The 14,865-nt window shown below is 72.3% G+C and carries 14 protein-coding genes; 7 read left to right on the forward strand and 7 right to left on the reverse strand.

Going from position 1 to position 14,865, the window contains the following annotated elements; translation table 11 throughout:
- Positions 1-27: 27 nt before the first annotated feature.
- From ACIF8S_RS26155 to ACIF8S_RS26180, 6 genes are all read right to left on the reverse strand, one after another.
- Complete coding sequence (locus ACIF8S_RS26155; RefSeq protein WP_349791436.1) at positions 28-1,017, reverse strand: zinc-dependent alcohol dehydrogenase family protein; 990 nt, start codon at positions 1,015-1,017, stop codon at positions 28-30.
- Positions 1,014-1,865: a carbohydrate ABC transporter permease gene (locus ACIF8S_RS26160; RefSeq protein WP_400002182.1), complete on the reverse strand. Its 852-nt coding sequence runs from the start codon at positions 1,863-1,865 to the stop codon at positions 1,014-1,016. The genes ACIF8S_RS26155 and ACIF8S_RS26160 overlap by 4 nt, the downstream gene beginning before the upstream one ends.
- On the reverse strand, positions 1,862-2,803 hold the full coding sequence (locus ACIF8S_RS26165) for a carbohydrate ABC transporter permease (protein ID WP_400002183.1): 942 nt from the start codon (positions 2,801-2,803) through the stop codon (positions 1,862-1,864). The genes ACIF8S_RS26160 and ACIF8S_RS26165 overlap by 4 nt, the downstream gene beginning before the upstream one ends.
- On the reverse strand, positions 2,800-4,170 hold the full coding sequence (locus ACIF8S_RS26170) for an ABC transporter substrate-binding protein (protein ID WP_400002185.1): 1,371 nt from the start codon (positions 4,168-4,170) through the stop codon (positions 2,800-2,802). The genes ACIF8S_RS26165 and ACIF8S_RS26170 overlap by 4 nt, the downstream gene beginning before the upstream one ends.
- A 119-nt stretch (positions 4,171-4,289) precedes the next feature.
- Positions 4,290-5,060 (reverse strand): DeoR/GlpR family DNA-binding transcription regulator, encoded by a 771-nt coding sequence (locus ACIF8S_RS26175; RefSeq protein ID WP_400002187.1) that lies wholly within the window; start codon positions 5,058-5,060, stop codon positions 4,290-4,292.
- Between the two features lie 628 nt (positions 5,061-5,688).
- Positions 5,689-6,498, reverse strand: a complete 810-nt coding sequence (locus ACIF8S_RS26180) for an NAD-dependent epimerase/dehydratase family protein (RefSeq protein WP_400002188.1) — start codon at positions 6,496-6,498, stop codon at positions 5,689-5,691.
- A gap of 244 nt (positions 6,499-6,742) precedes the next feature.
- Between ACIF8S_RS26180 and ACIF8S_RS26185 the strand changes: the two genes are divergently transcribed.
- The 3 genes from ACIF8S_RS26185 to ACIF8S_RS26195 all read left to right on the forward strand — a co-directional run bounded on the left by ACIF8S_RS26185 (position 6,743) and on the right by ACIF8S_RS26195 (position 9,652).
- Entirely contained in the window at positions 6,743-7,684 is a 942-nt protein-coding gene (locus tag ACIF8S_RS26185) for a 5-dehydro-4-deoxyglucarate dehydratase (RefSeq protein ID WP_400002190.1), read from the forward strand.
- Complete coding sequence (locus tag ACIF8S_RS26190) at positions 7,681-8,850, forward strand: hypothetical protein (RefSeq protein WP_400002192.1); 1,170 nt, start codon at positions 7,681-7,683, stop codon at positions 8,848-8,850. Before ACIF8S_RS26185 ends, ACIF8S_RS26190 begins: the two co-directional genes overlap by 4 nt.
- 235 nt (positions 8,851-9,085) lie before the next feature.
- Positions 9,086-9,652 carry a TIGR03086 family metal-binding protein gene (locus ACIF8S_RS26195; RefSeq protein WP_400002344.1) on the forward strand — a complete coding sequence of 189 codons (567 nt, stop codon included), beginning with the start codon at positions 9,086-9,088 and terminating at the stop codon, positions 9,650-9,652.
- A gap of 114 nt (positions 9,653-9,766) precedes the next feature.
- Here ACIF8S_RS26195 and ACIF8S_RS26200 read toward each other — a convergent pair whose 3' ends face one another.
- Positions 9,767-10,162 (reverse strand): cupin domain-containing protein, encoded by a 396-nt coding sequence (locus tag ACIF8S_RS26200; protein WP_400002193.1) that lies wholly within the window; start codon positions 10,160-10,162, stop codon positions 9,767-9,769.
- Positions 10,163-10,214: 52 nt separating this feature from the next.
- Here ACIF8S_RS26200 and ACIF8S_RS26205 point away from each other — a divergent pair, with 52 nt between their 5' ends.
- From ACIF8S_RS26205 to araD, 4 genes are all read left to right on the forward strand, one after another.
- The gene (locus tag ACIF8S_RS26205) at positions 10,215-11,216 is read left to right on the forward strand and encodes a GlxA family transcriptional regulator (protein ID WP_400002195.1); all 1,002 of its coding nucleotides are present in this window, start codon (positions 10,215-10,217) and stop codon (positions 11,214-11,216) included.
- A 275-nt stretch (positions 11,217-11,491) separates the two neighbouring features.
- Positions 11,492-12,178: a GntR family transcriptional regulator gene (locus tag ACIF8S_RS26210; RefSeq protein ID WP_400002196.1), complete on the forward strand. Its 687-nt coding sequence runs from the start codon at positions 11,492-11,494 to the stop codon at positions 12,176-12,178.
- Positions 12,175-13,128: a dihydrodipicolinate synthase family protein gene (locus ACIF8S_RS26215; protein WP_400002198.1), complete on the forward strand. Its 954-nt coding sequence runs from the start codon at positions 12,175-12,177 to the stop codon at positions 13,126-13,128. Before ACIF8S_RS26210 ends, ACIF8S_RS26215 begins: the two co-directional genes overlap by 4 nt.
- Positions 13,125-14,855 (forward strand): L-arabinonate dehydratase, encoded by a 1,731-nt coding sequence (gene araD / locus ACIF8S_RS26220; RefSeq protein ID WP_400002200.1) that lies wholly within the window; start codon positions 13,125-13,127, stop codon positions 14,853-14,855. Before ACIF8S_RS26215 ends, araD begins: the two co-directional genes overlap by 4 nt.
- Positions 14,856-14,865 lie beyond the last annotated feature (10 nt).

Here is a 14,865-nt window from a genome sequence, read left to right on the forward strand (position 1 = left end):
CCCCCCCGGGGCCCCGGGACCGCTCCCCTACGGCACCACCACGATCTTGCGGCCCACGCCCGCCGCGAACTGCTCCAGGGCCTGCGGGTACCGGTCCAGCGGGAGCCGGTCGCTGATGAAGACGTCCGGGTCCAGGACGCCGTTCGCGAACAGCTCCGCCGCGCGCTCGTAGCTGTGCAGCACGGCCATGGACCCGGTGATGGTGATCTCCTGGTTGTAGATGCGGTACGGGTCGATCTCCACCCGGGTCGCGTAGTCGGCGACCCCGAACTGCAGGAACGTGCCCGCCTTGGCGACCCGCCCGAGCCCGTCCTGGATCGCCGCCGCGTTGCCGGTCGCATCGACGACCAGGTCCCAGCCCTGCGGCCGGTCCAGCTCGTCCGGGGTGGCCGCGGACGCGGAGACGCCCAGCTGCCGCGCCGTCTCCAGGCGGGCCGGGTTCAGGTCCACCATGTCGACGCTCGCCGCGCCGGTCCGCTTGGCCAGCTCCAGCATCATCAGGCCCATGGTCCCGGAGCCGTAAATCAGCACGTGCGCGCCGAGGCGGGACTGGAGCACGTCGTAACCGCGCACCGCGCAGGACAGCGGCTCGACGAGGGCCGCGTCCTGGGTGCGGACGTGCTCGGGGAGCTTCACGCAGTTCGCCACCGGCGCGACCGCGTACTGCGCGGCGCCGCCCGCCGTGGTGACACCGATCGCCGCCCACCGCTCGCACAGGTTGTTGTGCCCGGTACGGCAGTAGCGGCACTCGTAGCAGTACAGGGACGGGTCGACGGCGACCCGGTCGCCGAGCGCCACCTCCGTGACCTGGGAGCCGACACCCACCACCTCGCCGGCGAACTCGTGGCCCGGCACGATCGGCAGCTTGGGCGCGAACTCGCCCTGGAGGATGTGCAGGTCGGTGCCGCACAGCCCGCACGCGGCGACCTCGACGACGACGTCCCTCGGGCCCGGCGTCGGGTCCGGGACCTCGGTGACGACGGCCCTGCCCACGGACTCGATGACGGCGGCCTTCATTTCACGGCTCCCAACGACAGGCCCTGGACGAGTTTGTCCTGGGCGGCGAACCCCGCGGCGAGCACCGGCAGGGAGATGACGAGCGACGCGGCGCACACCTTGGCAAGGAACAGGCCCTGGCTGGTGATGAAGCCGGTCAGGAAGACGGGGGCGGTCTCGGCGACCACGCCCGTCAGGACCCGGGCGAACAGCAGCTCGTTCCAGCTGAAGATGAAGCAGATCAGCGCCGTCGCCGCGATCCCGGGCAGGGCGATCGGGGCGACCACCCGGGCCAGCACCGTCGGCAGCCGGGCGCCGTCGATCTGGGCGGCCTCGATGATCGCGACCGGGACCTCGGCGAGGAAGGACTGCATCATCCACACCGCGATCGGCAGGTTCATCGAGGTGTAGAGGATGACCAGCAGCCAGATGTTGTCGAGCATCCCGGTGTTCTTGGCGAACAGGTAGACCGGCAGCAGGCCGGCCACGACGGGCAGCATCTTGGTGGAGAGGAAGAAGAACAGGACGTCCGTCCACTTCTTCACCGGGCGGATGGACAGGGCGTAGGCCGCGGGCAGCGCCAGCAGCAGCACCAGCAGCGTCGAGACCACGGACGCCACCGTGGAGTTGATCAGGGCGGGCCAGGGGCTGGCGCCGCCGCCCGCGCCGAAGAACTCGCGGTAGCCGTCCAGGGTGAGGGCGGCGCCCCAGGAGGGCGGGTTGGTGGCCGCGTCCGTCTCGGAGTGGAAGGACGTCAGCACCATCCAGGCGATGGGCAGGAAGAACACGATGCCGGCCAGCCAGGCGACCAGGCCGAGACCCGCTCCGCCGCGGAACCGGCCGCGGGTGCGTACGGCGATGCTGCTCATGCGCGGGACACCTCCTCGCGGAACAGGGACGACACCACGCGCAGGGCGAAGGTCGCGATGACGATGGAGCCGATGACGACCAGGACGCCGGCCGCCGAGGCGAGGCCGTTCTCGTGCGCCTGGTAGAAGGTCTGGTAGACGGTGTAGGGCAGATTGGCGGTGCCCAGGCCGCCGGACGTGAGGGTGAAGACCGCGTCGAAGTTCTGCACGATGTAGATCGAGCCGAGCAGCGCGCCCAGTTCGAGGTAGCGGCGCAGGTGCGGCAGCGTGATGTGCACGAAGATCTGCCAGTCGCTCGCGCCGTCGACACGGGCCGCCTCGATCTGCTGCTGGTCCCGGCTCTGCAGTCCGGCGAGCAGGATGAGCATCATGAACGGCGTCCACTGCCACACCAGTGCCGCCTGCACGGCGAGCAGCGGGGTGCCGGAGATCCAGTCGGGCTGGGGGCCGCCGACGTAGTGCAGCAGTCCGTTGAGCAGGCCGTACTCGGGGTTGTAGAGGACGTGCTTCCACAGCAGGGCGGCGGCGACCGGCACCACGAGGAACGGCGCGATGAGCAGGGTGCGCACGATGCCCCGGCCGCGGAACCTCCGGTCCAGGAGCAGCGCGAGGAGCAGTCCGATCACCAGGCTGGCCAGCACCACGCCCGCGGTGAGCAGGACGGTCGTCCAGACCGACTTGCGCAGCGCCGGATCGGTGAGCACCTCCTGGTAGTTGGCGAAGCCGGCGAAGTGACGGGCGTCGGGGTAGAGGGAGTTCCAGTCGAGGAAGGAGATCACCAGGGTCGCCACGAACGGCAGCTGGGTGACCACGATCATGAAGATCAGGGCGGGCAGCAGCGGGGCGCGGGTGGCCCAGGCGCGCAGCCGGGCGGAGGACCGGCGGGGTGCCGCGGGTGTCTGCGGTGCGGCCGGAGGGGCCGTGGTCGTGGCGGTCATCGTCCCTCGTACTCCTCGGCGATCTCTTCTGCGAGCTGCTGGGACTTCCTCAGGGCCGCGTCGACGGACTGGCGTCCGGCGATGGCCGCGCTGATCTCCTGGGAGACCTTGGTGCCGAGATCCGTGAACTCGGGGATGCCGACGAACTGGATGCCGGGTGCGGGCCGGGGCTGCACACCGGGGTCGTCGGGCCTGGCCCTTTCGATGGCCTGCTTGGTCGTCTCCTGGAAGGCGGCGGCCTCCGCGCGGTAGTCGGGGTGGGCGTAGGTGGAGGCGCGTTTGCCGGCGGGGACGTTGGACCAGCCGATCTCCTCGCCGACCAGCTCCTCGTACTCCTTGCCGGACGCCCAGGAGACGAACTTCCAGGCGTTGTCCGGGTTGCGGGAGGCGTCCTGGATGCCCCAGGCCCAGGTGTAGAGCCAGCCGGAGGACTCGGTCTTCTCCACGGGCGCCGGCGCGTAGCCGATCTTCCCGGCGACGGGTGAGCCGTCGGCCTCCAGGGAGCCGGCCGCGGACGTGGCGTCGTACCACATGGCGACCTTGCCCTGGGTCATGTTGTTCAGGCACTCGGCGAAACCGGCCTGGGGCGCGCCGGACTCGCCGTGTTCGCGGACCAGGCCGACGTAGAAGTTGACCGCCTGCTTCCACTCGGGGGAGTCGAGCCGCGCCTTCCAGTCCTTGTCGAACCACGTGCCGCCGAAGGTGTTCACCACGGTGGTGAGCGGCGCCATCACCTCGCCCCAGCCGGGCAGGCCGCGCAGGCAGATGCCCTTCATGCCGGGCTCGGCGCCGTCCAACTGGGCGGCGAGGTCGGCGACCTGCTGCCAGGTGGGTTTGGCGGGCATCGTCAGGCCCTTCGCCGCGAAGACGTCCTTGCGGTACATCAGGAACGACGACTCGCCGTAGAAGGGCTGGCCGTAGAGCTTGCCGTCGTCGCCGGTGAGGGACTGCCGCATCGGCTTGAGGACGTCCTGCTCGTCGTAGCCGGGGTCCTTCCTCACGTACGAGTCCATCTCGTGCAGCCAGCCGTTGCGGGCGTAGATGGGGATCTCGTAGTTGGAGAGGGTGGCGACGTCGTACTGCCCGGCCTGGTTGGCGAAGTCCTGGCTGATCTTGTCGCGGACGTCGTTCTCCGGCAGCACGGTGAAGTTCACCTTGATGCCGGTCTCCTTGGTGAAGTGGGCGGCGGTCAGCTTCTGCAGCTCGACCATCTGCGTGTTGTTCACCATCAGGACGTTGATGGCGTCGCCGCCGGATCCGGCCCCGCCCGCTCCGACCCAGCAGCCGGAGAGCAGCGGGGCGATCAGCGTCCCTGCGGCGGCCGCGGCGAGTGTGGCTCGCGGCCTCCGTCGGCTCTGGGTTCGCATGGATCGCTCCTGGACGTATAGGGAGACAACGGGCGTCACCTGGCATGGATCGGCCCCGGGGGGAGTAACGGTGTGCGGTTCGGTGCGGAGTGGGGCTGAGCTGTGCTGTCTACACCCGGCTACACCCGGACGACCTGGGGTCCCAGCAGGGAGTAGCGGTGGGCCTCGGACGCCGGGAGCAGGGTGCTCGTCACGATCGCCTCCAGCGCGCCGACCTCGGCGAACCGGCAGAAGCTGACCGCTCCGAACTTGGTGTGGACGCCCGCGAACACCACCCGGCGGGCGGCCCGCACCGCCTGCGCCTTGACCTCGCCCACCGCCGGGTCGGGAGTGGTCAGGCCGTGTTCGCGGGAGATTCCGTTGGCGCCGATGAACGCCAGGTCGATGACGAAGCCGGAGAGCATCTTCGTCGTCCAGTGGTCGACGGTGGCGAGCGTGCCGGAGCGGACGCGTCCGCCGAGGAGCAGCACGGAGGCGTTGCCGTTCTCCGCGAGTGCGCCCGCGACCGGCAGAGAGGCGGTGACCACGGTGAGCGGCCGGTCGGCGGGCAGGGCCTCGGCGATGAGCTGCGGGGTGAAGCCCTCGTCGACGAAGACCGTCTCGGCGTCCCCGAGGAGTTCGGCCGCGGCGGCCGCGACCCTGCGCTTCTCGGGGACGTGGCTGGTGGCGCGGAAGGCGAGCGTCGTCTCGAAGCCGGCGCTCTCCACGGGGTAGGCGCCGCCGTGGGTACGGCGCACCAGTCCGTGGTCCTCCAGGGCGCGCAGGTCCCGGCGTACGGTCTCCCTGGCCACGCCCAGGTCGGCGGCGAGCGCGGTCACGTCGACCGAGCCGGTGGCGCGTGCCACCCGCACGATCTCGCGTTGGCGCTCCTCGGCCGTCCTGCTGCCCATGGCCGGACCCCTGCTTCCTGATCTCGCCGGTCTGCTGCCCGTTCGGACCCGGTGTGGGTCCTTGCAGGAAGTTGTACAGCGGGGGCGGGGTGCTGACCAGGTCTGTTGCGTGTCCGTTGCTGCCCGGTTGTGCCCGGTCGGGTGGGTGGATGCCCCGCTCGGACCTGGGTGGGGGGTGAGAGCGGGCGGGGCGGGTGCCCGCTTCTTTCACCGGGGCGCCCGTTTCGCGCCCGCCCGCGTCGGCGGGGACGTGTTTCACGCCGCCGCGGGCGGGGGTGGGGTGCGCCCCTCGGGGGCGCGGGGAACTGCGCGACCGGCCCTCGACGGGCCGCAGTCGGCGGACGGCGGGGTCTCGGCAGGCGGGGTGCCGGCAGGTTCGGGGCGCGGGTCCAGGCGGGGTGCGCTGCAGAGGTGCCGTCTGCGCCCACCCGTGCCGCCCTGCGGCACGACTGCCCGCAGAGGGCGGGGCGTGTGCGCCCCTTCAGGGGCGCGCCGGCAGGGTGCCGTCTGCGCCCACCTGTGCCGCCCTGCGGCACGACTGCCCGCAGACTGCGGGATTTCAGGGGTGCGGGGAACTGCGCGGCCGGCCACGGACGAGCCGCAGCCGGCGTAGGGCCGGGACCGGCGGTCAGTGGGGCCAGAGGGGAGGGTCGGTCACGAAGTGACCCCCAAGGCACGCGTGCGCCGGGTCCGCCGGATCCAGCTCCCCCTGCTCCGCGATCAGCTTCTCCGCGTACGGCTCGGAGTCGTCCCGCGGCTCGTACCCCAGCGCCCGCGCAGACCCGAGGTCCCACCACAGCCGCGTGTTCGCGGACGACCCGTGCACCACGGTGTGCCCCACACCCTCCGCCGTCAGCGCCGCGTGGAACAGCCGCGCCCCGTCCGCCGGGCTCATCCACACCGACAGCATCCGCACACTCGTCGGCTCCGGGAAGCAGGACCCGATCCGCACGGAGACCGTCTCCACCCCGTGCTTGTCCCAGTACAGCTGGGCCAGGTCCTCGCCGAAGCACTTGGACAGCCCGTAGAAGGTGTCCGGCCGGCGCGGGGTGTCGACCGGGATCAGGGGGTCGTCGCCCCGCGGCCGCGGGGTGTAGCCGACGGCGTGGTTGGAGGAGGCGAAGACGATCCGGCGGACGCCCTCCTCCCGGGCGGCCTCGTACAGGTTGTACGTCCCCTCGATGTTGGCCTTGAGGATCTTGTCGAAGGACGCCTCCAGCGAAATCCCCGCGAGGTGCACGATCGCGTCGACACCGCGGACCGCCTCGCGCACGGCGTCCCGGTCGGCGAGGTCCGCGACGACCGCGTCGGGTTCGCCGTCGACCGGGAGCAGGTCGAACAGCCGCAGCTCGTAGCCGTAGTCGGGGAGCAGCCCTCGCATCAGCGTGCCGAGGCCGCCGGCGGCGCCGGTGAGCAGGACGGTGCGGGGAGCGGGCATCTACGGATCTCCTTGCGGCGCCGACCGAACGGGTGAACATACAGGTCCACGCACGTTGTTCACGTGCGTGGACACGCTAAGGAGGCCGGACGCGACGCGTCAAGTGTGTCTCCGACGACCCTCACCCGCCCTCACCCGCCCAGCCACGTGCAGCGAGCCGCTTGACCGGCGTCCCTGGCGCGACTTAGCGTGGTGCCGTTCAGAAATATAGACGCCAATCACGAATATGGACCAGGGAGAGTTTGTGACGTCAGCCCCTCTCGCCGCGCGACTCAGTATCCCCAGCGGGCCGCTGTTCTTCCCGGTCACCGCCTACGGACCCGACGGCGCCGTCGACCTCGCCACCTACCGGCTCCACGTGCGGCGCGGAGTGGAGGCCGGGGCCGCCGCCGTGTTCGCCGCCTGCGGCACCGGAGAGTTCCACGCCCTGACGCCCGAGGAGTTCGAGGCGTGCGTCCGGGTCGCCGTGGAGGCCACCGAGGGGCGCGTCCCGGTCGTCGCGGGCGCCGGCTACGGCACCGCCCTCGCCGCGCACTACGCCCGGCTGGCGGCGCGCGCGGGCGCCGACGGGCTGCTCGCCATGCCGCCGTACCTGGTCAAGGCCGGCCAGGAGGGGCTGCTGCGGCACTACCGCGAACTGGCCGCCGCGACCTCCCTGCCCGTGATCGTCTACCAGCGCGACAACGCCGTCCTCACCCCCGCCACCGTCGTCGAACTGGCCCGCACCGACGGCATCGTGGGCCTCAAGGACGGCTACGGCGACCTCGACCTGATGCAGCGCACCGTCAGCGCCGTCCGCGCGGCCGGCGTCGAGGACTTCCTGTACTTCAACGGGCTGCCCACCGCCGAACTGACCCAGCCCGCCTACCGCGGCCTCGGCATCACCCTCTACTCGTCCGCGGTGTTCTGCTTCGTGCCGGAGCTCGCGCTCGCCTGCCACACCGCCCTGCGCACCGGCGACGAGAGCACCGCGCACCGCCTGATCGACGGCTTCTACCGGCCGTTCGTCGACCTGCGCGACCAGGGCCCGGGATACGCCGTCTCGCTGGTCAAGGCCGGGGTGCGGCTGCGCGGACTGGACGTGGGCGAGGTACGCCCCCCGCTGCACGAGCCGACCGGGGATCATCTCAAGCAGCTCGCTCAGCTGATCGAGCGGGGACAGGCGCTGCTCGAGGAGGGCATGTGAAGGCATCGGCGTTCGTCTACCCCTGGGACGTCAACGGGGACCCCGCGGCCCCCGGGCGGATCGCCGGGCTCGGCACCGCCCAGGTGACCCTGGCGTCGGCCTATCACTCCACCCGCGCGCTGACCCCCCGCCACCCGCGCCACCGCGTGGTCACCGCCGAGTACGCGGCCGTGCTCTACCCGCCCGAGGAGTCCCGCTGGTCCGGCCACGCCGCACGCCCCCACCCGGCCGGCGACTGGGCACCCGGTGACGCCTTCGGCGAGGCCGCCGCCGCGCTCGCGGACGCGGGCCTGGAGGTGCACACCTGGGTGGTGCTCGCCCACAACTCCCGCCTCGGCGCCGAGCATCCGGACACCTCCGTGGTCAACGCCTACGGCGACCGCTACCCGTGGGCGCCGTGCATCGCCCAGCCGGACACCCGCGCCTACCTGACGGACCTCGCCGCCGAGGCGGCCGTGCGTCCCGGGGCCCGCGGCACCGAACTGGAGTCGCTCGGCTGGTACGGGCTGGCCCATCTGCACGCCCACGACAAGACCGGCGGGGTGCCGCTCGGGGACGCCGGGCAGTACCTGATGTCCCTGTGCTTCTGCCCCTCCTGCCAGGACGGCTACGGGCAGGAGGGCCTGGACGCGGACGGGCTCGCCGCCGCCGTACGGGACGCCCTCGACCCGGTGTGGCGCGGGGAGGCACCCTCCGCGGGCGGCTGGCCGGGCGTGGAGAAGCTGCTCGGCGACACCCGGGCGAACGCCACACGCGCGTGGCGCGACCGCACGGCCCGCACCCTCCAGGAGGCGGCCGTCACGGCCGTGCGCCGGGCCGCGCCGGAAGGCTTCCAGGTGCTGCTGCACGCGGACCCGGAGTCCTACCGCTGCGGCGCCAACGCCGGTGTCGACCCGGCGCACATCCTGTCCGTCGCCGACGGCGTGGTCGTCCCCTGCACCGGGGACCCGGGACTCGTCGCCCCGTTCGCCCGCACGGGCCGTGCGGGAGCCGTCCTCGCCGCCAACTTCACCGTTGTCTCCGGCATGGGCGGCAGCCCCGCCACCCTCGCGGCCGACGCGGCCGAGGCCCGCCGCCATGGCGCCACAGAACTGCGGCTCTACCACGCGGGACTGGCGTCGGACGGCGACCTCGCCGCCGTACGGTCGGCGCTGGCCGGCCGCTGATTGGCCGCTGACCGGGCAGGCAGCACCGCCGCCGTCACCCCCAGCGCCACCCCGAGGTCGACCAACTGCTCCCGGTGACCGCGGAGTTCGACCAGCGCCGCGCCCGCGGCGAGGCCGAGCACGTTCGGGGAGGACACCAGGGTGCGGTGGCCCTGACCCGCCCAACAGTGGGCCGGGGGGGCGCCGCGGCACTCCGGTGAGCACGGCGATCAGCACGGCGGGCAGTCCGGCGCCGATCGCCACGCTGCCCGCCCACGCCACCGGCTCGTACGTGACCGACGCCCAGCTGACGAACGGTACGCCGTGCCCGGGGTACGCCGTGCGTCACGTCCTGGGCCACCTCCTCGGACTGTCCGTCGCCTTCCGTGACGCGGGCCGCAAGGACCTGGGGGCCACCACGGACACCGGTCCGCAGTCCGCCCTGCCGGACGTCGGCCCCGCCTGGCGCGCCGAACTGCCCAAGGCCCTCGACGAACTCGCCGAGGCCTGGCGGGACCCGGCGGCCTGGACCGGCATGACGCGCGCCGGGGGCATCGACATGCCGGCCGAGGTCACCGCCGCCGTCGCCCTCGACGAACTGGTCGTCCACGGCTGGGACCTGGCGCGCGCGACCGGGCAGCCGTACACGCCCGACCCCGCCGCGCTGGAGAGCGCGCACGCGTTCCTCCGGGCCGCCGCCGAGGAGGGCGACCGGGGCGACGGCATCTTCGGACCCGTCGTCCCCGTCCCGGCCGCCGCGCCGCTGCTGGACCGGACGCTCGGCCTCAGCGGCCGCGACCCGGGCTGGACCCGGTCCGCGTGAGACGGGCCGGGGCCACGCGGAGGGGGGAGCGCGGTCCGGATCCGTGAGAACTCCGACCCGGGAGCGGGCGGCGGACGTGACGCCATGGCAGGGAGGTGTCCGAAGCCTGTCGGGTCAGGTGCCGAGTGCGTGGCCCGTCGTCGAGTCGACGTGCTCCGGGATCTCGTCGTGGCGATCGCCCACGGACGGTGTCCCGGTGGGTTCGAACAGGAGGAGGGCCGCGCCGGACGGAGCGTACGGCTTGTGCTCCGTGCCGCGGGGGACGGTGAAGACCGCCCCCCGCGGGAGCAGGACCGTGCGCTCCCCGTCGGGCTCGCGCAGGGAGATGTGCAGTTCACCGTCGAGCACCAGGAAGAACTCGTCGGTGTCGTCGTGGACGTGCCAGACGTGTTCGCCCCCGACCTTGGCGATGCGGACGTCATAGTCATTTACCTGCGTGACGATGCGGGGGCTCCACAGGGCGTCGAAGGAGTCCAGTGCCTTGCTGAGGGAGATGAGTTCGCTGCTCATGGGTTCATCCTGAGCCGTTCCGAACGGCCTGCGTGAGTGCTAGGAATCGCACATGGCGAATGAATCCTCGCACGCAGCGCACCCAGCGCACGCGGAGGGCCTCCACCGTGTCGTCGTGATCGTGGACGAGAACTCGAACCCCTTCGAGCTCGGCTGCGCGACCGAGGTCTTCGGCCTGCGCCGACCGGAGCTCGGCCGTGATCTCTACGACTTCAAGCTCTGTTCTCCCGAGCCCCGCACCCTGATGCGAGACGGATTCTTCACGCTCACGGGAGTCGCCGGCCTGGAGGCGGCCGACGAGGCGGACACCTTGGTGGTCCCCAACCGGCCGGACATCGAAGTGCCCCGGCGTCCCGCGGTGCTCGATGCCGTCCGCCGGGCACACGCCCGCGGTGCGCGTCTGGTGGGCTTCTGCAGCGGCGCCTTCACGCTGGCCGAGGCCGGGGTCCTCGACGGGCGCCGGGCCACCGCGCACTGGCAGTGGGCGGATTCCTTCCGGGCCCGCTTCCCCTCTGTCCGCCTCGAAGCGGACGTGCTGTTCGTGGATGACGGTGACATCCTCACCGCGGCAGGGAGTGCGGCCGCGCTCGATCTCGGCCTGCACGTGGTTCGCCGTGACCACGGCGCGGAGGTCGCCAACTCCGTGAGCCGGCGGCTGGTCTTCGCGGCGCACCGGGACGGTGGGCAGCGGCAGTTCGTGGAGCGTCCCATGCCCGACCTGCAGGACGAGTCCCTGGCACCGGTCCTTGCCTGGGCTCAGGAACGGTTGGACTCACCGCTGACCGTGTCGGACCTCGCGGCGCGTGCCGCGGTCAGTCCGGCGACGCTGCATCGCCGCTTCCAATCGCAACTGGGCACGACGCCGTTGGCGTGGCTGACCGGGGAACGGCTCGCTCTGGCGTGCCGGTTGATCGAGCGAGGTGAGTCCCGGTTCGAGATGGTCGCCCGACGCAGCGGGCTCGGAACCGCCGCCAATCTGCGCACGCTGATGCGCCGCGAGACCGGCATCACCCCGTCGACGTACAAGCGCCGGTTCGGGCCGGAGGCGAACTGACGGCGGGTGACGGCTGGTCGCTCGGGAAGCCGAACACCGCGGCTGTGGCCCCGGCGAACCGATCACGCACCCCGGCCCCTTCGCCCGGCTTCCGGCGGATCCGTCCCTTGCCCCACGACCGCGGTGCGCGGAGCAACCTCACCTTCCTCTGTCAGAAGCATTGACGAAACCCCGGGCCACTCCTACGGTCATCCGCGTCGTACTTCGTACGTCATATATGAGACGCGATACGCGAGATCCGATACGCGATCCGACGCGAGATCCGAGAGGCGCGCATGACCTCTGTGCCCACGCCGATCCCCTCCCGCACGCAGTACGTGCTGGAGGAGATCAAACGCCGCATCCTCACCGGCCGGTTCACCCCCGGCCAGGCCCTGGTCGAGACCGACCTCGCCGCGCAGTTCGGGGTGTCCAAGACCCCGGTGCGCGAGGCGCTCAAGACCCTGGCCGGCACCGGCCTGGTGGTGATGAGCCAGTACAAGGGCGTCACGGTGCGCATGGTCGACGCGGACATGGCGCGCGAGGTCTACGACGTGCGGCTGCTCCTCGAACCCGAGGCGCTCAAGCGCGCCGTGCGCCGCGGCGCGTCCCTGGACGACGCCCGCGAGGCGCTCACCCGGGCCGCCCAGGCCACCGACACCGCCGAACGCTCCCTCGCCAACCGGGAGTTCCACCGCGCCCTGTACGTGCCCTGCGGCAACCCGCTGCTCGGCCGGATGCTCGACGAGGTCCGCGACCAGGCCGCCCTGGTCTCCGCGGTCGCCTGGGCCGCCGACCCCTCCTGGGAGCGGGAGGCCGACGAGCACCGCGTGATCCTCGACCTGGCCCTCGCCGGGGACGCGGACGGCGCGGCCCGCGCCCTGCACGCGCACATCGCGTCCTTCGTGCGGCGCGCCTTCCCGGAGGCGGAGTTCGAGGCGGAGTTCGCGGAGCGGGAGTCCCGGAAGGACGGTCAGGCATGACGACGACGTCTCCCACCCAGGAGCGCGCCGCCCGGACGCCCGGGGCGCGGACGTTCGACGCCCAGCGCGCGGCCCTGGCCGGCGTGGTGGCGATCCCCGTCACCCCCTTCGCCGAGGACGGCTCCGTCGACCCGGACACCTACCGGGTCCTGCTGCGCCGCCTCCTCGACGGGGGCATCACCACCCTCACCCCCAACGGCAACACCGGCGAGTTCTACGCCCTCACCCCCTCCGAGCGGCGCCTCGTCACCGAGCTGACCGTCGAGGAGGCCGGCGACCGCGCCGCGATCCTCGTCGGCGTCGGCCACGACGTGCCCACCGCCGTCGCCTCCGCGCGGCACGCCCGTGACCTCGGCGCGCAGATGGTGATGGTGCACCAGCCGGTCCACCCGTACGTCTCGCAGAGCGGCTGGGTCGACTACCACCGGGCCATCGCCGAGGCCGTGCCCGAGCTGGGCGTCGTCCCCTACCTCCGCAACGCGCAGCTCACCGGCGCCCGGCTCGCCGAACTCGCCGACGCCTGCCCCAACGTGATCGGCGTGAAGTACGCGGTGCCGGACGCGGCCCGGTTCGCCGCGTTCGCGCGGGACGCGGGACTGGAACGCTTCGTATGGGTGGCGGGGCTCGCCGAGCCGTACGCCCCTTCCTACTTCTCCGCCGGCGCGACCGGCTTCACCTCGGGCCTGGTCAACGTCGCCCCGTCGGTGTCGCTGACCATGCTGGAGGCGCTGCGCTCCGGCGACTACCCGACCGCCATGAAGGTGTGGGAGCAGATCCGCCGCTTCGAGGAACTGCGCGCCGCCAACGGCTCCGCCAACAACGTCACCGTCGTCAAGGAAGCCCTCGCCTCCCTCGGCCTGTGCCGCCGCGAGGTCCGCCCGCCGAGCAGGCCGCTGCCCGAGAGCGAGCGCGCCGAGGTCGCCGCCATCGCCGCGGGGTGGTCGATATGAGCCCCCGCAAGTCCCCCGAGCAGCTCCGCAGCCACCAGTGGTACGGCACCGACGGCCTGCGCTCCTTCAGCCACCGCGCCCGCACCCGCCAGCTCGGCTACCTGCCCGAGGAGCACCTGGGCAAGCCGGTCGTGGCGATCCTCAACACCTGGTCCGACATCAACCCCTGCCACGTGCACCTCCGCGACCGCGCGCAAGCCGTCAAGCGGGGCGTGTGGCAGGCGGGCGGCTTCCCGCTGGAGTTCCCGGTCTCCACCCTCAGCGAGACCTTCCAGAAGCCGACCCCCATGCTCTATCGCAACCTCCTCGCCCTGGAGACCGAGGAACTGCTGCGCTCGTACCCGGTCGACGGGGCCGTGCTGATGGGCGGCTGCGACAAGTCGACTCCCGCCCTGCTGATGGGCGCCGCGAGCGCCGGGCTGCCCGCCGTGTTCGTGCCCGCCGGGCCCATGCTGCCCGGGCACTGGCGCGGCGAGACCCTCGGCTCCGGCACCGACATGTGGAAGTACTGGGACGACAAGCGGGCCGGTGTCATCGGCGACTGCGAGATGCAGGAACTGGAGAGCGGTCTGGCCCGCTCGCCCGGCCACTGCATGACCATGGGAACCGCGTCCACGCTGACCGCCGCCGCCGAGGCGCTCGGTGTCACCGTGCCGGGCGCGTCCAGCATCCCGGCCGTCGACTCCGGACACGACCGGATGGCCGCGAAGGCCGGCATGACGATCGTCGACCTGATCCACAAGGACCGCCGGATCGGCGACATCCTCACCGCGGAGGCGTTCGAGGACGCCGTGACGACCGTCCTCGGGCTCGGCGGCTCCACCAACGCCGTCATCCATCTGATCGCCATGGCCGGACGCGCGGGGGTGAAGCTCACCCTCGACGACTTCGACCGCGTCGCCCGCACCGTCCCGGTGCTCGCCAACGTGCGCCCCGGCGGACAGACGTACCTGATGGAGGACTTCCACTTCGCGGGCGGGCTGCCCGGGTTCCTCTCCCGGATCCCGGACCTGCTGCACCTGGACCGGCCCACCGTCTGCCACGACACCCTGCGCGACCAGCTCGCCGGCGCACAGGTGCATGACGACGACGTGATCCGCACCCGCGACAACCCGGTCGCCGCCGAGGGCGGGGTCGCCGTGCTGCGCGGCAACCTCTGCCCCGACGGCGCCGTCGTCAAGCACATCGCTGCCGAGCCGCACCTGCTCAAGCACACCGGGCCCGCCGTCGTCTTCGACGACTACAAGGAGATGCAGCGGACCATCAACGACCCGGCGCTGGGCATCACCGCGGACAGCGTGCTGGTGCTGCGCAACGCAGGGCCCAAGGGCGGCCCGGGCATGCCCGAGTACGGGATGCTGCCGCTGCCCGACCACCTGCTCAAGCAGGGCGTGCGGGACATGGTCCGTATCTCCGACGCCCGCATGAGCGGGACGAGTTACGGCACCTGCGTGCTGCACGTCGCCCCCGAGTCGTACGTCGGCGGACCGCTCGCGCTGGTGCGCACCGGCGACCCGATCACCCTCGACGTCGAGAACCGCACCCTCACCCTCGACGTGGACGACGAGGAGCTGCGCCGCCGCCGCGCGGAGTGGACGCCGCCGCCCGCGCGTTACGAGCGGGGCTACGGCGCGCTCTACAACGACCAGATCACCCAGGCCGACACCGGCTGCGACTTCGAGTTCCTCGCCCGCCCGGGCACCGTCCAGGACCCGTACGCGGGCTGACCCGCCCGCA

It is taken from the genome of Streptomyces sp. NPDC085937, assembly GCF_044540535.1.
Taxonomy (GTDB): domain Bacteria; phylum Actinomycetota; class Actinomycetes; order Streptomycetales; family Streptomycetaceae; genus Streptomyces.